Source organism: Candidatus Microbacterium phytovorans (assembly GCA_029202445.1).
GTDB lineage: Bacteria > Actinomycetota > Actinomycetes > Actinomycetales > Microbacteriaceae > Microbacterium > Microbacterium phytovorans.
In genome coordinates this window covers 654,858-672,262 of record CP119321.1, presented here as the reverse complement: position 1 = coordinate 672,262, position 17,405 = coordinate 654,858, and the positions used below count along the sequence as shown (strand labels likewise).

General features: G+C 69.8%; 15 protein-coding genes. 5 read left to right on the top strand and 10 right to left on the bottom strand.

Going from position 1 to position 17,405, the window contains the following annotated elements; genetic code table 11:
* From P0Y48_03175 to sufB, 9 genes are all read right to left on the bottom strand, one after another.
* On the bottom strand, positions 1–1,356 hold the full coding sequence (locus P0Y48_03175; protein ID WEK14229.1) for an MFS transporter: 1,356 nt from the start codon (positions 1,354–1,356) through the stop codon (positions 1–3).
* Positions 1,353–2,543: an aminotransferase class I/II-fold pyridoxal phosphate-dependent enzyme gene (locus tag P0Y48_03170; GenBank protein WEK14228.1), complete on the bottom strand. Its 1,191-nt coding sequence runs from the start codon at positions 2,541–2,543 to the stop codon at positions 1,353–1,355. The genes P0Y48_03175 and P0Y48_03170 overlap by 4 nt, the downstream gene beginning before the upstream one ends.
* Positions 2,540–4,117, bottom strand: coding sequence for a hypothetical protein (locus tag P0Y48_03165; GenBank protein ID WEK14227.1), 1,578 nt, complete (start codon positions 4,115–4,117; stop codon positions 2,540–2,542). Before P0Y48_03165 ends, P0Y48_03170 begins: the two co-directional genes overlap by 4 nt.
* Positions 4,117–5,310 (bottom strand): hypothetical protein, encoded by a 1,194-nt coding sequence (locus P0Y48_03160; protein ID WEK14226.1) that lies wholly within the window; start codon positions 5,308–5,310, stop codon positions 4,117–4,119. The genes P0Y48_03165 and P0Y48_03160 overlap by 1 nt, the downstream gene beginning before the upstream one ends.
* A 125-nt stretch (positions 5,311–5,435) precedes the next feature.
* Positions 5,436–5,765: a metal-sulfur cluster assembly factor gene (locus P0Y48_03155; GenBank protein WEK14225.1), complete on the bottom strand. Its 330-nt coding sequence runs from the start codon at positions 5,763–5,765 to the stop codon at positions 5,436–5,438.
* Positions 5,766–5,774: 9 nt separating this feature from the next.
* Complete coding sequence (sufC, locus tag P0Y48_03150) at positions 5,775–6,560, bottom strand: Fe-S cluster assembly ATPase SufC (protein WEK14224.1); 786 nt, start codon at positions 6,558–6,560, stop codon at positions 5,775–5,777.
* Between the two features lie 13 nt (positions 6,561–6,573).
* A complete protein-coding gene (locus tag P0Y48_03145; GenBank protein ID WEK14223.1) occupies positions 6,574–6,903 on the bottom strand; it encodes a non-heme iron oxygenase ferredoxin subunit in 330 nt (109 codons plus the stop codon).
* Complete coding sequence (gene sufD / locus P0Y48_03140) at positions 6,900–8,081, bottom strand: Fe-S cluster assembly protein SufD (protein ID WEK14222.1); 1,182 nt, start codon at positions 8,079–8,081, stop codon at positions 6,900–6,902. Before sufD ends, P0Y48_03145 begins: the two co-directional genes overlap by 4 nt.
* Positions 8,081–9,499, bottom strand: a complete 1,419-nt coding sequence (sufB, locus tag P0Y48_03135; protein ID WEK14221.1) for a Fe-S cluster assembly protein SufB — start codon at positions 9,497–9,499, stop codon at positions 8,081–8,083. Before sufB ends, sufD begins: the two co-directional genes overlap by 1 nt.
* A gap of 291 nt (positions 9,500–9,790) precedes the next feature.
* On the opposite strand from sufB, the gene P0Y48_03130 reads away from it, so the two are divergent.
* Positions 9,791–10,783, top strand: coding sequence for a COX15/CtaA family protein (locus P0Y48_03130; protein ID WEK14220.1), 993 nt, complete (start codon positions 9,791–9,793; stop codon positions 10,781–10,783).
* Between the two features lie 116 nt (positions 10,784–10,899).
* Positions 10,900–11,322, top strand: a complete 423-nt coding sequence (locus tag P0Y48_03125) for a dinucleotide-utilizing enzyme (GenBank protein WEK14219.1) — start codon at positions 10,900–10,902, stop codon at positions 11,320–11,322.
* Positions 11,323–11,416: 94 nt separating this feature from the next.
* Here the strand turns inward: P0Y48_03125 and P0Y48_03120 are convergent, their stop codons facing one another.
* Positions 11,417–12,337, bottom strand: a complete 921-nt coding sequence (locus P0Y48_03120) for a heme o synthase (protein WEK14218.1) — start codon at positions 12,335–12,337, stop codon at positions 11,417–11,419.
* 216 nt (positions 12,338–12,553) lie between these two features.
* On the opposite strand from P0Y48_03120, the gene tkt reads away from it, so the two are divergent.
* The 3 genes from tkt to P0Y48_03105 are packed head-to-tail and all read left to right on the top strand — an operon-like array spanning position 12,554 to position 17,399.
* Positions 12,554–14,653, top strand: a complete 2,100-nt coding sequence (gene tkt / locus P0Y48_03115; GenBank protein WEK14217.1) for a transketolase — start codon at positions 12,554–12,556, stop codon at positions 14,651–14,653.
* On the top strand, positions 14,650–15,774 hold the full coding sequence (gene tal, locus P0Y48_03110; protein WEK14216.1) for a transaldolase: 1,125 nt from the start codon (positions 14,650–14,652) through the stop codon (positions 15,772–15,774). Before tkt ends, tal begins: the two co-directional genes overlap by 4 nt.
* On the top strand, positions 15,771–17,399 hold the full coding sequence (locus P0Y48_03105; protein ID WEK14215.1) for a glucose-6-phosphate isomerase: 1,629 nt from the start codon (positions 15,771–15,773) through the stop codon (positions 17,397–17,399). Before tal ends, P0Y48_03105 begins: the two co-directional genes overlap by 4 nt.
* Positions 17,400–17,405 lie beyond the last annotated feature (6 nt).

Genomic DNA, 17,405 nt, shown 5'->3' with positions numbered 1-17,405 from the left:
TCAGCGCGCGAGAGCCTCGTGCGCGTGACCGAGACGCAGGCCCGGCACCAGCGCGAGCAGCGCCAGCGCGGCGGCCAGCAAGAACACCGCGACGAAGCTCGCGCCGGTGGCCTGCAGCATCACGAACACGAGCCCCATCGCGGCGATCGATGCGGACGCGCCGATCGAGTCGGAGATCGACAGCGCCGACGAGTTGAACCCCTGATTCTGCGGCGTGGAGTAGGCGAGGGTGAGCACCGTCAACCGGGGATACATCAGACCCATGCCGCCCCCGGCGAGTGCCCACCCCACGATCAGGACGGCGGGGTGCAGGGCGAACGCCGCGGTCGCCGCGGCCGCGAGCGTCGCGGCGACGAGCTGGGCCGTGCCGAGCAGGGTGATGCATGTGTTCCCGAGCCGATCGCCGTATCGGCCCTGGAGGTCTGCTCCGAGCGCCCACAGGAGGGCGGCGCTCGTGAGTCCGAGGCCCGCCCAGGTCGACGAGAAGCCGTACTCCTCGATGAGGAGGTACGGAACGTAGATCTCCGCTCCGAACAGGGCTCCGGCGATCAGTCCCCTCATGAGGATGACGCTCGGAAGACCACGCCGCGCGCGGAGGGTCGATTCGGGGAGGAGCGGGCGCGCGCCCCAGCCGATCGCTGCCAGCGACAGCGCGATCACCGGCAGCGACCAGGCACCGGCCTCGCCGGCCAGACTCAAGCCGAGCGCCCCGGCCGCGACGACGATCGCCCACGACAGTCTGCGGAGCACCGGGGCATCCGAGGGCTCGCTCGTGCGAAGCGGCAGTCCGCGCAGGCGGAGGAACACCACGGCGAAGGCGATCGCGGTGAGCGCCGCCACGCCGAGGAACACCCACCGCCAGTGAAGGTAGTCGGCGACGGCACCCGCGAGGACGGGGCCGACAATGGAGGGCACCACCCATGCCGCGGAGAATGCGGCGAAGACGCGCCCGTGCAGCGCCGACGGGTAGACGCGCGCGACGACGACGTAGAGGGCGACGGTCTGGCCTCCCGTCCCGAGTCCCTGCACGAGGCGTCCCACGACGAGCGTGGTCATGTCGCCGGCGGCACCCGCGATCAGCAGCCCCACCACGAAGAGCGCGACGGCGGATGCCAGAGGGAGCACAGGGTCGGTTCGATCGCACCAGGCCCCGACGGCGACCATGCCGATGACGCTCGTGGCCAGCGTTCCGGCGAAGGCAACCGCGTACAGCGCCGCCCCATCCAGGTCGGCGCTGACCACCGGCATCACGGTCGTGACGGCGAGCGCCTGCGTGGCGGCGAGGAAGATCATCGCCACCGCACCCGCGGTCACCCACACGTACTGCGGATGCCAGATCCGTTCGGTCGTGGTCACGATGCGGCGGCGAGGGCTCCGATGCGCGCGATCGCCGTGCGGAGGAGGTCGGGCGAGCATCCGAAGTTGAGCCGTACGTGGCCGATGCCCTGTGCGCCGAAGAGCGGGCCGTGGTGGAGCGCGACCTTGGCATCCGTCAGGATCCGCCGCGCAGGGTCGTCACCCCAGCCGTAGGCCGAGACGTCGATCCATGCGAGGTATCCCGCGTCGGGAACGCGGTACCGCGCGAGCGGAAGGTGCTCGGCGAGCAGCTCTGCCAGCAGATGGCGGTTGCGGTCGAGGGTCGCCTTCAGCCCAGCGAGCCAGGCGTCGGAGGCCTCGTCGAACGCGGCAACGCCCGCCAGCGCCCCGAACAGGCCGGTACGCCATTCCACCTCCGGCCAGAGTCCGCGGAGAACCGCGCTGGGGCCGTCGGCCGCCGTGATCATCAGCGCGCACTTCAGGCCCGCGAGGTTGTAGGCCTTCGAGGCGCTCGTCACGGCGTAACCCACCTCGGCTGCGGCATCGGAAGCGGCGAGGAACGGCGTGAACGGACCGTCATGAACGAGCGGCGCATGGATCTCGTCGCTGATGACGACCGCACCGTGGCGATGGGCGAGATCGGCGAGGGCGGCGAGCGATGCCCGGGAGTGCACGGTGCCGGTCGGGTTGTGCGGGTTGCACAGGAGCACGGCGCGGGCCCCGCCGGCGAGGGCGGCGTCGATGCCGGGGAGGTCGAGCGACCAGCCCGCTCCGTCGTCGATGAGCGGAACCTCCTCGACGACACCACCGGCTTCGGGGATGCACATGGAGAAGGGCGGGTAGACGGGGGGTGCGATGATCACACGGTCGCCCGGCTGGATGGTCGCCCGGAGGAGCTCGACGACGCCCATCATGACGTCGCCCGTGGAACGCACCCGTGCGGGGTCGACCGTCCAGCCCCAGTGTCGGGCAGCGTAGGCGGCGAAGGCCGCGCGGAGGCCGGGATCGGGCGGGGTGTACCCCGTGTCGCCGGCGTCGATGGCGGCGTGGAGGACAGCCGTGATCGGTTCGGCGAGCGCGAAGTCGGTCTCGGCGACGAACATGGGGATCACGTCGTCGGGATACGACTGCCACTTGGTGCTCGAGCGGCGGCGGAGCGCGTCCAGGGGCAGCGCCTCCAGCGGTGGAGTCTCGGGAACGAGGGTGTCGAGGGGCGGTACCGTCACGTCTCGACCCTATCCCCGGCCGCCGACTCCACCCCCTCCTCCTCGACACCGTCCGTCACTTTCGCCGCCGTCCGCCAGGGGCGGGTCAGGACGAGCCAGGCCACGACCGCCACCCCCGCGTACACGGCGTACATGCCCACCCACGCCCACAGTTCCCACTCGACCTCCGCCCACGAGAACGGCAGGGGCAGGAGGATCACGAAGAAGGCGAGCAGTCCCGTGGCGTAGCAACCGGCCCATACCCCGCGGCGCCACACCCACAGGCCGCGTCCCGGGAGGCCACCGATGGGCAGGAGCGCGAGAGGCAGCGACGAAATACCCCCGACGGTGATCCCCGCCAGCGTCTCGGCGATGAGGGTGGCCGGCACGGAGTCCCCGATGCCGGGCACCGTCAGTCCGTAGAGCACCCAGGCGATGAGCGACGCGACGAACGCGAAGCCCATCGTGACGAGCGTGCTGCGCGCCTTGGCCGCCGCACCGGGGAGCGAGGCGAAGGCGACGCCCGCGACGAGCCCGAACACGATGCCCGGCTCGAAGCCCGTCACGCGCGTGAAGATCACCGCCGCCACCACGACGAGGAGGCTCGCCGGCCGGAAGGAGTAGTCATGCCCGACACCCGGGTGGAACCGCGACATCACCCAGATCACCAGTACCCATCCGAGCACGATGTCGACGGCGAACGACACCAGGAGCGACAGCACGACGCGCGCGGAACCGGGGTTGAACCCGAACTGCGGGTCGACGAACGCCGAGACGACGGATGCCGCGAGCACCCCGGATGCCGCCCACCACCAGGAGGTTCGCCACCGTGGTGTCTTCTCGGCTGCGCCGTCGTGTGGCGCCCGGGTCCGGCGCCACGCGACGAGGCGGTCGGCTCCGGCTTCGACCGCACGGTTGAGCAGCCCCGAGGGGAAGGCGACCAGGAGCACGAGGATGACGGTGAGGAGGGCCGTCGTCAGCAGGCTCGCGGGGCTGACCACGACCTCGGTCGGAGGGACGAGGGCGCTCAGCACACTGGGGGCCGCAGGGTCGCCGGACGCGAGCCGCGACGCGGTGCCGGCGGTCACGGTGCACGCGGTCGGGGTGAACAGGCAGGGGTCGACCGCCACCGGCGTGCCCTCCCACACGATCGTTCGCGCATGCGCGTAGCCCTCGCTACCGTCGGGGCATGCCGTCCAGTCCACGGGTTCCTGCGTGAGCGTCGCCGTGAACCCGTCGATGCGAGCCGAGACGGTGAGGGCGCGTTCCCCGTGGCCGATGGTGCACGGATCGCCCGCCGCCGCTTCGGCATCCTCGCCTCCGATCGTCTCCCCGACCGTCAGCGGAACACCCCCGAGGAACCCGAAGCCGGGTTCGGAGACGACGCGGCACTCCGCTGCCACGCACGCCACCCGCACGTCGCCGCGCTGTGTGCGCACCGTCTCCTCGCCCTCCGGCCCCACGCTCGTGTCGGTGGCGACGACCGCGTAGACCGCGACCCCCCGCTCGACGTCGGACCCCGACGCGGTCGACGAGGCGGCACCGGGGAGAAGCACGACACCGGCCGCGAGGAGCGCGATCACTGCCGCGCGCATCAGTCGCCCCGCTTCGTGAGGACGAGGTCGGACGCTCCCGACCATTCCACTTCGAAGGCCTCGCAACCGGGGTAGCCCGGTGGGATTTCCTCTGTGACGCGGAACGAGCTCTCAGTGCGTCCGCGCAACTCGGTCACGACGAAGCGTCCGTCCTCCACCTCGGCCGCCGTGGGCGTCACTGTCCACCGCACGGTGTTCCGCGCCGACCCGACCTCCTCCGTGGTGCCGTCCGCGTAGGTCCACAGACACAGCGGCCGCGCGTCGTCCGTGCCCCACGTGTAGTCGTCGGCCCCCGCGACCAGGCCGGTCGTGGCGTCGAGCAGGCTGCCGTCGGCGGTGCTGATCGTCTGCGTGTCGACGCTGGCCTCGCAGGTGCCGGATGCGCAATCGAGATGGAACACGAAAGTGAGGTCACGGGTCTGCCCGGGCCGGAGGACGAAGAGCTGGTCGCAGGTCGCACCCGTGCACTCCGACTCGACCCCGGTCCGGCGAACGTCGAAGACGCCGTCCAGGATGCCACGTGACGGGTCGGCCTCGGCGAACAGATCGGCGACCGGCGTCATCCCGCCGTCCGCATCGAGCTCGGCGCTGCGCCGGCTCCACTCGTCGGGCAGGAGCTCTCCCCAGGTGGCCAGGCGGGCGCTGTCGACGACGCTCACCACCGCGCCGCGCCGCACGGATGTGAGCGACCCGTCTCCGCCGACGCCCCCGGTGGCACGCACCCGACACGGCTCTTCCCGGCAGTCCACCACGAAGACCTCGCCCCGGTCGCGTGCGCGTCCCGCGCCTGCGACGTCGATCGCGTAGCCGAGGTTCTCCGGCGCACGGTTCCACGACACGCCGCCCTCCTGGTGGCCGCGCGACGCGAACGGACCGCCCGGATCGCCGACCGTGAAGGTCGTGCCGGGGCCGAGTCGCGTCACCGCACCGTCCGACCACGCGACGTCGACCATCGCGTCGTCCCCCGTCGTGGTGACGACATCACCGGGAGACAGCTCCCTCTCCTCGGCCTCTGCGACGTCGACCGAATCGTCCTGCTGCCCGGCTGCGGTCACCGTGGCGGACCCGTCGCGCACGCGGAGAACGCCGCTCGATCCCACATCCTCTTCGATCGTCGGCGACGGGGCGCACGCGCTGATGATCGCGGCCGCCAGGACCAGTACCGCCGTCACAACCCCCGCATGCGTCCGCATGGCCGGCTCCCCAGTGACGCCCGCGAGGCGCGTTCCCCAGTGAGCGCGTCCCGGTGTCTGTGTGCATGATGCACCCGCGCCGGGTCGGCGTCAAGACACCCCGTCAGGGGTGGTCGAACGGCGGATCAGATGGCGAAGCCGAGTGCCCGCATCATGTCGCGTCCGTCATCGGTGATCCGCTCGGGACCCCAGGGCGGCATCCAGACCCAGTTGATCCGGAAGCGGTCCACCACGTTGTCGAGCGCTTGCGCGGTCTGCTCCTCGAGCACGTCCGTGAGAGGGCAGCCCGCCGACGTCAGCGTCATGTGGATGACGAGAGCGTCGTTCTCGTCATCCCAGCTGAGGTCGTAGATGAGGCCCAGGTCGACGACGTTGATCCCGAGTTCCGGGTCCATGACGTCCTTGAGTGCCTCTGTGACCTCGTCGTGCTTGTCGGGGCTGAGCGTGGCGGTCATGCGTCGATCCTAGGCCTCGACGGCATCCGCGGGCTCGGACGAACCCTCGTCGAGGTACCGGTCGTACCCCTCGTCCTCGAGGCGATCGGCCAGCTCGGACCCGCCCTCCTCGGCGATCCGGCCCTTGACCATGACGTGCACGAAGTCGGGCTTGATGTAGCGGAGGATGCGCGTGTAGTGCGTGATGAGGAGCACGCCGAGGTCGGTCTCGCCCTTGGCGCGGTTGACGCCCTCGGAGACGATCTTCAGGGCGTCGACGTCGAGCCCGGAGTCGGTCTCGTCGAGCACCGCGATCGCGGGGCGCAGGAGCTCCAGCTGCAGGATCTCGTGACGCTTCTTCTCGCCGCCCGAGAAGCCTTCGTTCACGTTGCGGCTCGCGAACTTGGGATCCATCCGGAGGTTCTTCATCGCCCCCTTGACGTCCTTCGTCCACGTGCGGATGGCAGGAGCCTCGCCATCGATGGCCGTCTTCGCGGTGCGCAGGAAGTTGGTCACGGTGACGCCGGGGATCTCTACCGGATACTGCATCGCCAGGAAGAGCCCCGCGCGCGCGCGCTCGTCGACGGACATCTCCAGCACGTCTTCGCCGTCGAGGGTGATCGAACCGGAGGTCACCGTGTACTTGGGGTGGCCGGCGATCGTGTACGCCAGAGTCGACTTGCCCGAGCCGTTCGGGCCCATGATGGCGTGGGTCTCCCCGGTGCGCACCGTCAGAGTCACGCCGTTGAGGATCGGGGTCGTGCCGGCGTCGGTCTCGACCGTCACGTGGAGGTCGCGGATCTCGAGAACAGCCATGTCAGTACCTTCTTCAGTTCACTTCTTTGGTGACGGTGGGGTCGATGAGGACGTCGTCGCCATCGATGGTCACCGCATAGACGGGCACCGGCTCGTAGGCCGGAAGATTGAGCGGGCGTCCGGTGCGCAGCGAGAAGGCCGAACCGTGGGCCCAGCACTCCAAGGTCTCCCCCTCGACGAAACCGTCAGACAGGGAGATGTCGCCGTGGGTGCAGGTGTCGCCGATCGCGTGCACCTCGCCGTTGCCGTCGAGCACGACGGCCATCGGCACGCCGTCGATCTCGACGCGTACGGCGGCGTCCTGCTCCAACTCGCTGAGCTTCAACACCTTCTGCGCGGTCATGCCTGCACTCCCGCGGCGAGCTCGGCCTCGATCGCGGCGATGAGCTCCTCTTCGAGAGCGGGGATGCCGGTCTTCTGCACGATCTCGGCGAGGAACCCGAGCACGACAAGACGCCGCGCCTCGGTCTCCGCGATGCCACGGGCCTGCAGGTAGAAGAGCTGCTCGTCGTCGAATCGACCCGTCGCGCTGGCGTGCCCAGCGCCCTGGATGTCGCCGGTCTGGATCTCCAGGTTGGGAATCGAGTCGGCGCGGGCGCCGTCGGTGAGCACGAGGTTGCGGTTGGCTTCGTACGAGTCGGTGCCGACGGCATCCGGCCCGATGAGCACGTCGCCGATCCAGACGCTGCGCGCGTCGGCGCCCTGCAGGGCACCCTTGTAGAGCACGTCTCCGACGGTGTGCGGACCCTTGTGGTGCAGGTAGACCTGGCTCTCGAAGTGCTGCCCCGCGTCGGCGAACGACAGCCCGTAGAGCTTGCCGTCGGCGCCCGCGCCCGCCAGTTCCACCGAAGGGTTCACCCGGACGAGGCGACCACCGAGGGTCACGACGATGTGCGTGAGAGACGCGTCGCGGTCGACGCGCGCCTGGTGGGATGCCAGGTGCACCGCGTCGTCGTCCCACCGCTGCACGCTGATGACCGTGAGGGCGGCACCGTCGCGGACGATGATCTCGACGTTCTGCGCCTGGTGCGCGGTGCCTTCGTGGCGAAGGACGACGGTGGCGCGGGATGCCGGCTGGGCCTCGATCACGACGTGCGCGTGCGCGAGACCACCGCTACCCGTGAGCCGCACGATGACGGGCTCCGCGAGCTCGACGCCGGCGGGGATGCGGATGAGCGGCGCCTCGGTCTCCTGCGTCCAGGCGATGGCGCTGGCGAGGTCTTCGGGACGGAACACCTCTCCGCGCGGCGCCTGGTCGGGACCGAGTCGGAGCTGTTCGACGCCCTCCGGTGCGGTCACCTCCACGGAGATGATCCCGTGAGGACCGGCCTCGTTCTGGAGAAGGGGCTGGGCGAGCGCGATCGGCGTGTGCTTCCAGTTCACCTCACGCCCCGTCGGGGTGCCGAAATCGGCAGGATCGAACGAGGTCGGTCGGTCGGAGCGGGTCTGCACGGGGACGAACGCCGCCGCAGGATCGATGTGGCCCTCCGCCGCGGCGGGGGCCTGAGTAGCGGTCGCCATCAGCCGACGGATCCTTCCATGCCCATCTCGATGAGCTTGTTGAGCTCGAGCGCGTACTCCATCGGGAGCTCCCGCGCGATCGGCTCGATGAAGCCGCGGACGATCATCGCCATGGCCTCGTCCTCCGGCATCCCCCGGCTCATGAGGTAGAACAGCTGCTCCTCGCTCACCTTCGAGACGGTCGCCTCGTGGCCGAGCTGCACGTCGTCGACGCGGATGTCGATCGCCGGGTAGGTGTCGGAGCGGGAGATGGTGTCGACGAGGAGCGCGTCGCAGCGGACGGTGTTGGCGGAGTGGTGCGCGTTGGCATCCACCCGCACTTCACCGCGGTAGCCTGCGCGGCCGCCGCCTCGCGCGATCGACTTCGAGACGATCGAGGACTGCGTGTAGGGCGCCATGTGGATCATCTTGGCGCCGGCGTCCTGGTGCTGGCCCGGGCCTGCGAAGGCGACGGAGAGCGTCTCGCCCTTGGCGTGCTCGCCCATGAGATAGATGGACGGGTACTTCATCGTGACCTTCGAGCCGATGTTCCCGTCGACCCACTCCATGGTGGCGCCCTCGTGAGCGACGGCACGCTTGGTCACCAGGTTGTAGACGTTGTTCGACCAGTTCTGGATCGTCGTGTAGCGGACGCGGGCGTTCTTCTTGACGATGATCTCCACGACCGCCGAGTGGAGCGAGTCGCTCTTGTAGATCGGGGCCGTGCAGCCTTCGATGTAGTGCACGTACGAACCCTCGTCGGCGATGATGAGCGTCCGCTCGAACTGGCCCATGTTCTCGGTGTTGATGCGGAAGTAGGCCTGCAGCGGGATCTCGACGTGCACGCCGGGCGGCACGTAGACGAAGGAACCGCCCGACCAGACCGCGGTGTTCAGCGCCGCGAACTTGTTGTCCCCGGCGGGGATGACGCTGCCGAAGTACTCCTCGAAGAACTCGGGGTGCTCCTTGAGCGCGGTGTCGGTGTCCATGAAGATGACACCCTGCTCCTCCAGCTCCTCCTGGATCTGGTGGTAGACGACCTCCGACTCGTACTGCGCGGCCACGCCCGCGACGAGGCGCGCGCGCTCTGCCTCGGGGATGCCGAGGCGCTCGTACGTGTTCTTGATGTCCTCGGGAAGGTCTTCCCACGACTGCGCCTGCTTCTCCGTGGACCGCACGAAGTACTTGATGTTGTCGAAGTCGATGTCGGAGAGGTCGGCGCCCCACGTCGGCATGGGCTTGCGACCGAAGAGCTGGTGACCCTTGAGTCGCGTCTTCAGCATCCACTCGGGCTCCGCCTTCAGAGCGGAGATGTCGCGGACGACAGCCTCGCTCAGGCCGCGCCGTGCGCTGGCACCCGCGGCGTCCGCATCGTGCCAGCCGAACTCGTAGACACCGAGGCCCTCGAGTTCCGGACGGTCGATCAGCACATCCGACATGGTTTTCCTCCTCTTCGGCCGCAACGGTGTCATCCGCTCCGGCATTCCCCCGACCCCGTCGTTCTCACGCTGGAGGGTCGTGGACGTGGAGAGGGATGCCGCTTTCAGGGCCGTTCGTGTTGTCGCTCCTCCCGGACGGACCGGGCGGAACCGGCGCTGACGACGCGCCTAGACTTAGGGGGACAGCACGCGCATCGCGCGACTGTTCCAACCCTTCGAGTCTACAGGCAACGCCCGACCCCGTGGCGTGGCCTCACGCCCTTCGGGGCACCATCACAGGAGGCAACGCACATGTCGGGTGCGACCAGCGGCGTGGAGATCGACGAGCGCCCTACGGGCGGGGAACGACCGCCGAGCCGCTTCCGCCTCCCCGGACGCATCGGCCGCGCCACGCGCGTGGTGGCCTGGCTCGTACTGGCGAGCAACGTGCTGATCGTCGGGACCGGCGGGCTCGTGCGCCTCACCGGGTCGGGCATGGGGTGCGAGACGTGGCCGTACTGCACGGCGGACTCGCTGGTGCCCACGCGAGAGCTCGGCATCCACGGACTCATCGAGTTCGGAAACCGCACGCTCACGGGCGTCCTCGTCGTGGTCGCTCTCCTCGCGTTCCTCTCCGTCGTGCGCCTGGCCGCGCCCCGGCGCGACCTCGTCGCCCTGACGCTCGCCGTTGGCTTCGGCATCATCCTGCAGGCGGTGATCGGCGGGATCACGGTGTGGATGCACCTGCACCCGAGCATCGTCGGCCTGCACTACCTCGTCTCCGCCGCGCTCGTGGCCGTCTCCACGGTCTACGTGCACCGCGTCTACGCCGCGCCCGGGCCGCGCGTGCGTCGCGTGACGCCGCCGTACGCCGCTCTCGTCCACGCGACGAGCGCCGCGGTCCTCGTCACGGTGGTCGTCGGCATCCTGCTCACGGGGGCGGGCCCCCACGCCGGCGACGACGCCGCCGCGCGCAACGGACTCGATCCCGTCTTCTGGCAGCACGTCCACAGCTGGCCTGCCTATGTCACCCTCGCGCTGACCCTCACGATCTTCGCGCTGTCGTTCCGGATGCCGGGCGAGCTCCACCTCCCCCGGTGGACTGGACTGCTGCTGCTCGTCGAGCTGGTGCAGATCGGTGTCGGACTCTGGCAGGCGCGGACGGGCCTTCCGATCGTGCTCGTCAACATCCACATGGTGCTCGCGGTGTGCCTCGTGGCCGCGATGACGACGGTCGTGATGAACCTGAAGGTGCTCGACGAGTCGGTCGTCGCCCCGAAGGGCGCGTACACAGCGGCCTCATAGGCGACGCATCGGCCCCGCACGGGTCGGTCCCGCACAGTGTCGGAGGCCGCGAACCCGCGGCACCGCGCCTCCGCTTCCTGCGGTGCGCGGTTGCGACACCCGAGGAGCACCCGCCCATGTCCACTCGTCCCCGTCTGACCCACAGCATCCCGTTCTGGGCGCTCGTCGCCTTCTCCCTGGCATCCGGTCTGGGCGGCGCGTACCTCCTGGTCGAGAAGCTCGGCGGCATGGACGCCCGCCTCACCGATGGCACCGCCACGAGCAACGACGTGTATGTCGGGCAGATCTGGGCCATCCTCGGCGCGATCCTGATCGGCGCGGGTGTCATCGGACTCACCCTGGCGCTGACCGTCGCGGCGCTGCGCTCCTTCGTGCCCGCCCCGGCGGCCGAGGTCGTCGAGCCGCCGGCTTTCGACGCTGAGGACTCCGCCGACGAGTACGGCTACGACGCCCAGCTGGGCTACGAGGCCAACGAGGCCGAGGCGGGCTCGGCGGCGCTCACTGACGCCGATCGCGAGGCCGCGCCCGCCGCACGCTGAGCCCGCGGGGATGATCTGCGCTTCGCCGGCCCGCACCGCCCCCGCCGGTCCGGCGAAGCGCAGACCCTCGCGATCGCCTCGAGCGGAAGCGAGATCAGAACGGCAGCAGCGGGTCGACGGCGATGGCGACGAAGAGCAGCGTCAAGTACGTGATCGAGGCGTGGAACACGCGCATGGGCTTGGTCTGCTCGCCGCGCACCGCCCGGTTGTAGAGCACGTGGGACTCGTAGATGAACCAGCCGCCGAACACGAGGGCCGACACGGTGTACACGACGCCCATGCCACCCACGGGGATGAGCAGGAGCGACGACGCGACGGTCGCCCACGCGTAGAGGATGACCTGCAGCCCGACCTGCGTGCCGCCGCGGGTCGCACCCAGCATCGGCACGTCGACGTCGGCGTAGTCGCCCTTGTACTTCATCGACAGCGGCCAGTAGTGCGGCGGGGTCCACAGGAAGACCAGCAGGAAGAGGATGAACGGCGTCCACGTCAGCGACGCGGTGACCGCCGACCATCCGATCAGCACAGGGAAGCATCCCGCGATGCCGCCCCACACGATGTTCTGCTCCGTACGACGCTTCAGAAGCATCGTGTAGATGACGACGTAGAAGAAGATCGCAGCGACGCTGAGCGAGGCGGCGAGCCAGTTGGTCGTGATCAGGAGCCAGACGGTGGATGCCACGGCCAGCGTCCACGCGAAGACGAGCGCTCCCCGCGGCGAGACCTCGCCCGTCACCAGCGGCCGGTTCTCGGTGCGGTGCATGTGCGCGTCGATGTCGCGGTCGAGGTACATGTTGAACGCGGCGGCCGAACCGGCGCTGAGCGACCCGCCGACGACGGTCGCGAGCACGAGCCACAGGTCGGGCAGACCGTTCTGCGCGAGGATCATGACCGGCACGGTCGTCACGAGCAGCAGCTCGAGCACGCGCGGCTTCGTCAGTTGGACGTACGCCCGGACGGTGCGGCCGAGGGAGGACTTCGGCGTCGTGCGCCCGCTCGTCGTCGTGATGTCCATCGCCCCCGCCGTTTGTTCCGGTCGATTCAGTCTATGGCATCCATTTTCCCGGCCATTCCGGGCGTCGGCCAGGCTCGGGAACCCCGTCACGGAACGCGACACATGGCCGTGGACGCATGCCACAGCGATATGCTGAACACACCTGCGCGCGCGACGCCGCACTCCCCCTTCTGAGGCTCCGATGGGTCGCGCACGTGCCACGACGAAAGGCGAAGTGTGTCAGAGCTGCTGTGGGACGAGATCGATCGGCGCGCGGTGGACACCGCTCGTGTGCTGGCCGCGGATGCCGTGGAGAAGGTCGGCAACGGCCACCCCGGCACCGCGATGAGCCTGGCACCGGCGGCCTATCTCCTCTACCAGCGAGTGCTTCGTCACGATCCGACGGACGTCGACTGGCTGGGGCGCGACCGCTTCATCCTGTCGGCCGGCCACTCCTCGCTCACGCAGTACGTCCAGCTCTACCTGGGCGGATTCGGGCTCGAGCTCGATGACCTGAAGGCGCTCCGCACATGGGGCTCGCTCACGCCGGGTCACCCCGAGTACGGCCACACCAAGGGCGTCGAGATCACGACGGGCCCGCTCGGTCAGGGCCTGGCGTCGGCGGTGGGTTTCGCCTACGCCGCCCGCTACGAGCGCGGACTCTTCGATCCCGAGGCGGCCGCGGGCGAGAGCCCGTTCGACCACTTCGTCTATGTCATCGCCGGTGACGGCGACCTCCAGGAGGGTGTCACGAGCGAGGCCGGATCGCTCGCCGGTCATCAGCAGCTCGGCAACCTCATCGCCATCTACGACTCCAACCAGATCTCGATCGAGGACGACACCAACGTCGCGTTCACGGAGGACGTCCAGAAGCGGTACGAGGCGTACGGCTGGCACGTGCAGACGGTCGACTGGAAGCGCTCTGGCGAGTACGTCGAGGACGTCGCCGAACTCCACTCGGCCATCGAGGCTGCCCAGGGCGTCACCGACAAGCCCTCCCTCATCATCTTGAAGACGATCATCGGGTGGCCCTCGCCCGGCAAGCAGAACACGGGCAAGATCCACGGGTCCGCGCTCGGCGCCGACGAACTGGCCGCCACGAAGAAGGTCCTCGGCTTCGATCCGGAACAGACCTTCGCGGTCGCCGACGACGTCATCGCCCACACCCGCGCACTCGCAGAGCGCGCCGCCGAGGCTCGCACGACGTGGCAGGCGTCGTTCGACGCGTGGGCCGCGGCGAACCCCGAGCGTAAGGCGCTGCTCGACCGTCTCGAGGCCGCGGAGCTTCCCGACGACCTGTCGGCGCCCGTCTTCGAGTCGGGCAAGGAGGTGTCCACGCGTGCGGCGTCCGGTCAGGTCATCAACGCCCTCGCCGCGCAGCTCCCCGAGCTGTGGGGCGGGTCGGCAGACCTCGCCGAGTCGAACCTCACGACGATCAAGGACGCCAAGAGCTTCATCCCCGCCGAGTGGTCGACGCACGAATGGTCGGGCGACCCCTACGGGCGCGTGCTGCACTTCGGTATCCGCGAGCACGCCATGGGCGCCATCGTCAACGGCATCAAGCTCCACGGGCCCACCCGCCCGTTCGGCGGCACGTTCCTGATCTTCAGCGACTACATGCGTCCTGCCGTGCGCTTGGCCGCACTCATGGACATCCCGTCGATCTTCGTCTGGACGCACGACTCCGTCGCCCTCGGTGAGGACGGTCCGACCCACCAGCCGATCGAGCAGCTCGCCACGCTGCGGCTGATCCCGAACTTCACGGTCGTCCGGCCCGCCGATGCGAACGAGACCTCCGCCGCCTGGCTGGAGATCGTGCGCCGCACGAGCGGCGGCCCCGTGGGCATCGCCCTCACGCGCCAGAACATCCCCGTGTTCCCCCGCGGTGAAGGCGGCTTCGCCACGGTCGACGGCGTCGCGAAGGGTGCCTACGTGCTCGTGGATGCCGCCAGCGGCACACCCGACGTGATCCTCATCGCGACGGGCTCCGAGGTCCAACTGGCCGTCTCCGCCCGCGAGACCCTCGCCGCCGAGGGCATCGACGCGCGCGTGGTCTCGGCCCCGTCGCTCGAGTGGTTCGCGGAGCAGGACGACGCGTACCGCGAGTCGGTGCTTCCCGCCGCCGTGACCGCCCGCGTCTCCGTCGAAGCCGGCGCGACGCCCCTGTGGCGCAGCATCGTCGGCGACCGCGGTCGCTCGGTCGGCATCGATCACTTCGGCGCATCCGCCGACTACAAGACCCTGTTCGAGAAGTTCGGCGTCACCGCCGAAGCGGTCGTCGCGGCAGCTCGGGAGACTGTCGGCGCGGCTCGCGCAACTGTCAAGGAGAACGCATGACCACGCCCACGCAGCAGCTGTCCGACGCCGGCGTCAGCATCTGGCTCGACGACCTGTCGCGCTCGCGCATCACGTCCGGCAACCTCGCCGAGCTGATCGAGAGCCGCACGGTCTCGGGTGTGACGACCAACCCGTCGATCTTCCAGGCGGCGATCGGCAACAAGGAGGACGACTCCTACCAGTCGGCCCTCGAGGAACTCGCCGCGCAGGGCGCCGACGCGGATGCCGCGATCTTCGCCCTGACGACCGACGACGTGCGCAACGCCGCCGACATCTTCCGTCCCGTGTACGACGCGACGAACGGCGTCGACGGACGCGTGTCGATCGAGGTCTCCCCCGACCTCGCTCACGACACCGAGGCGACGGTCACCGAGGCGAAGAAGCTGTGGGAGACGGTCGCCCGCGAGAACGCGCTCATCAAGATCCCCGCGACGAAGGCGGGCCTTCCCGCGATCACCGAGGTCATCGCCGCCGGCATCTCCGTCAACGTCACGCTGATCTTCTCGCTGGAGCGCTACGCCGAGGTCATCGACGCCTACCTCGCGGGGCTCGAGCGCGCCGACGCCGCCGGCATCGACCTGTCCGGCATCCACTCGGTCGCCTCCTTCTTCGTGTCTCGCGTCGACACCGAGGTGGACAAGCGTCTCGTCGCGATCGGCTCCGACGACGCCCTCGCGCTCAAGAGCCTCGCCGGTGTCGCCAACGCCCGCCTTGCGTACGAGCTGTTCGAGAAGGCCTTCGCCGACGCGCGCGCGACCGACCTTCTCGCCCGCGGCGCGAACGTCCAGCGGCCGCTGTGGGCCTCGACGGGTGTCAAGGACCCGGCCCTGCCCGACACGCTCTACGTCACCGAGCTCGTCGCCCCCGGCACGGTCAACACCATGCCCGAGAAGACCCTCGAGGCGACGTTCGACCACGGCGTAGTCAGCGGCGACACCATCACCGGCGCCTACGCCGGAGCCCACGACGTCTTCGATCGCCTCGCGGCGGTCGGTGTCGACTTCGCCGACGTCACCCAGGTGCTCGAAGACGAGGGCGTCGAGAAGTTCATCGTCTCCTGGCACGACCTCCAGAACACCGTCTCCGCCGCACTGTCGGCGACGCCGGAGGGCTCGCGTTGAGCTTCGAGATCCACGTCTCGGGGCGCGTCGCGCGGTTGGTCGAACAGACGCTGCCCGGTCTCGTCGATGACCTCGTGGCCAGCGGCATCACGGCCGGCGACGCCGACCTGTGGGGCCCTGCGGCCTCGGACGAGGCGTCGCGGCGCCTCGGCTGGGTGCAAGCGGTCTCCGTCTCGCGGCCGCTCGTCGGCGAGATCGAGGCGCTCCGCGCGGAGCTGCATGCGCGCGGTGTGAGCCGCATCGTTCTCGCCGGCATGGGAGGGTCCTCGCTCGCACCGGAGGTCATCACCCAGACCGCCGGCGTTCCGCTGGTCATCCTCGACTCGACCTCGCCCGGCCAGGTGCTCGCCGCGATCGACGGCGACGCGGCGACGGGCGGTCTCGCCCAGACCGCGCTGGTCGTGTCCTCCAAGTCGGGTTCCACCGTCGAGACCGACTCGGCACGCCGAGCGTTCGAGGCGGCGTGGCGCGACCTGGGGATCGACCCCGCGGAGCGCATCGTCGTCGTGACCGACCCCGGCTCGCCCCTCGAAGCCTCGGCGCGTCAGGCCGGCTACCGCGTGTTCACCGCGGATGCCTCGGTCGGCGGCCGGTACTCGGCCCTCACGGCCTTCGGACTAGTCCCCGCCGGCCTCGCGGGCGTCGACATCGCCGAACTCCTCGACGAAGCGGAAGCCACGCTGCTGGAGGTCGCCATCGACGACCCCCGCAACCCGGCTCTCGTGCTCGCGGCCGCCATCGCGGGCACGGATGCCACGGGCGTCCGCCGCGACAAGCTCGCCCTCGCGAGCGACGGCACCCACATCGTCGGCCTCCCGGACTGGATCGAGCAGCTCGTCGCGGAGTCGACCGGGAAGGAAGGCACCGGCATCCTGCCCGTCGTCCTCCTGCCCGTCTCGCCCGAGGTGGAGCAGACACCCGACGACGTCCAGGTGCTCCGCATCGTCGACGACGCGGAGCACTTCCGTCTGCTCGAACAGAATCCCGACGAGATCCTCATCAGCGGCTCGCTCGGCGCACAGTTCATCGTGTGGGAGTACGCGACGGCCATCGCCGGCCGCCTGCTGGGCATCAACCCGTTCGACCAGCCCGACGTCGAGTCCGCGAAGGAGGCCACTCGTGGCCTCCTCGACGCGCGGCCCGACGCGGGCGCACCCGTCTTCACGCAAGACGGCGTCGAGGTGCGCGTAACCGACCCCGCGCTGGCGGCGTCCGGCACGCTCGAGGGCGTGTTCGATGCCCTGTGGGCGCGCGTTCCCGCCGACGGCTACGTCACCGTGCAGGCTTACGTCGACCGCGGCACGCTCCCGCAACTGTCGGGTCTGCGAGAGCTCATCGCCGCCGACAGCGGACGCCCGACGACCTTCGGCTGGGGGCCGCGGTTCCTCCACTCGACGGGCCAGTATCACAAGGGTGGGCCTGCTCAGGGAGTCTTCGTCCAGATCCTCGAGTCCACCGACGTGGACCTCGAGATCCCGGGTCGTCCGTTCACCTTCGGGGAGCTCATCCGCGCCCAGGCCGCCGGCGACGCGCAGGTCCTGGCCGCGCACGGCCGCCCCGTCGTCACCCTGACCTTGACCGATCCGCAGGTCGAGGTCCTCGCGCTGTTCGAAGCAGCCCAGTAGGAAGCA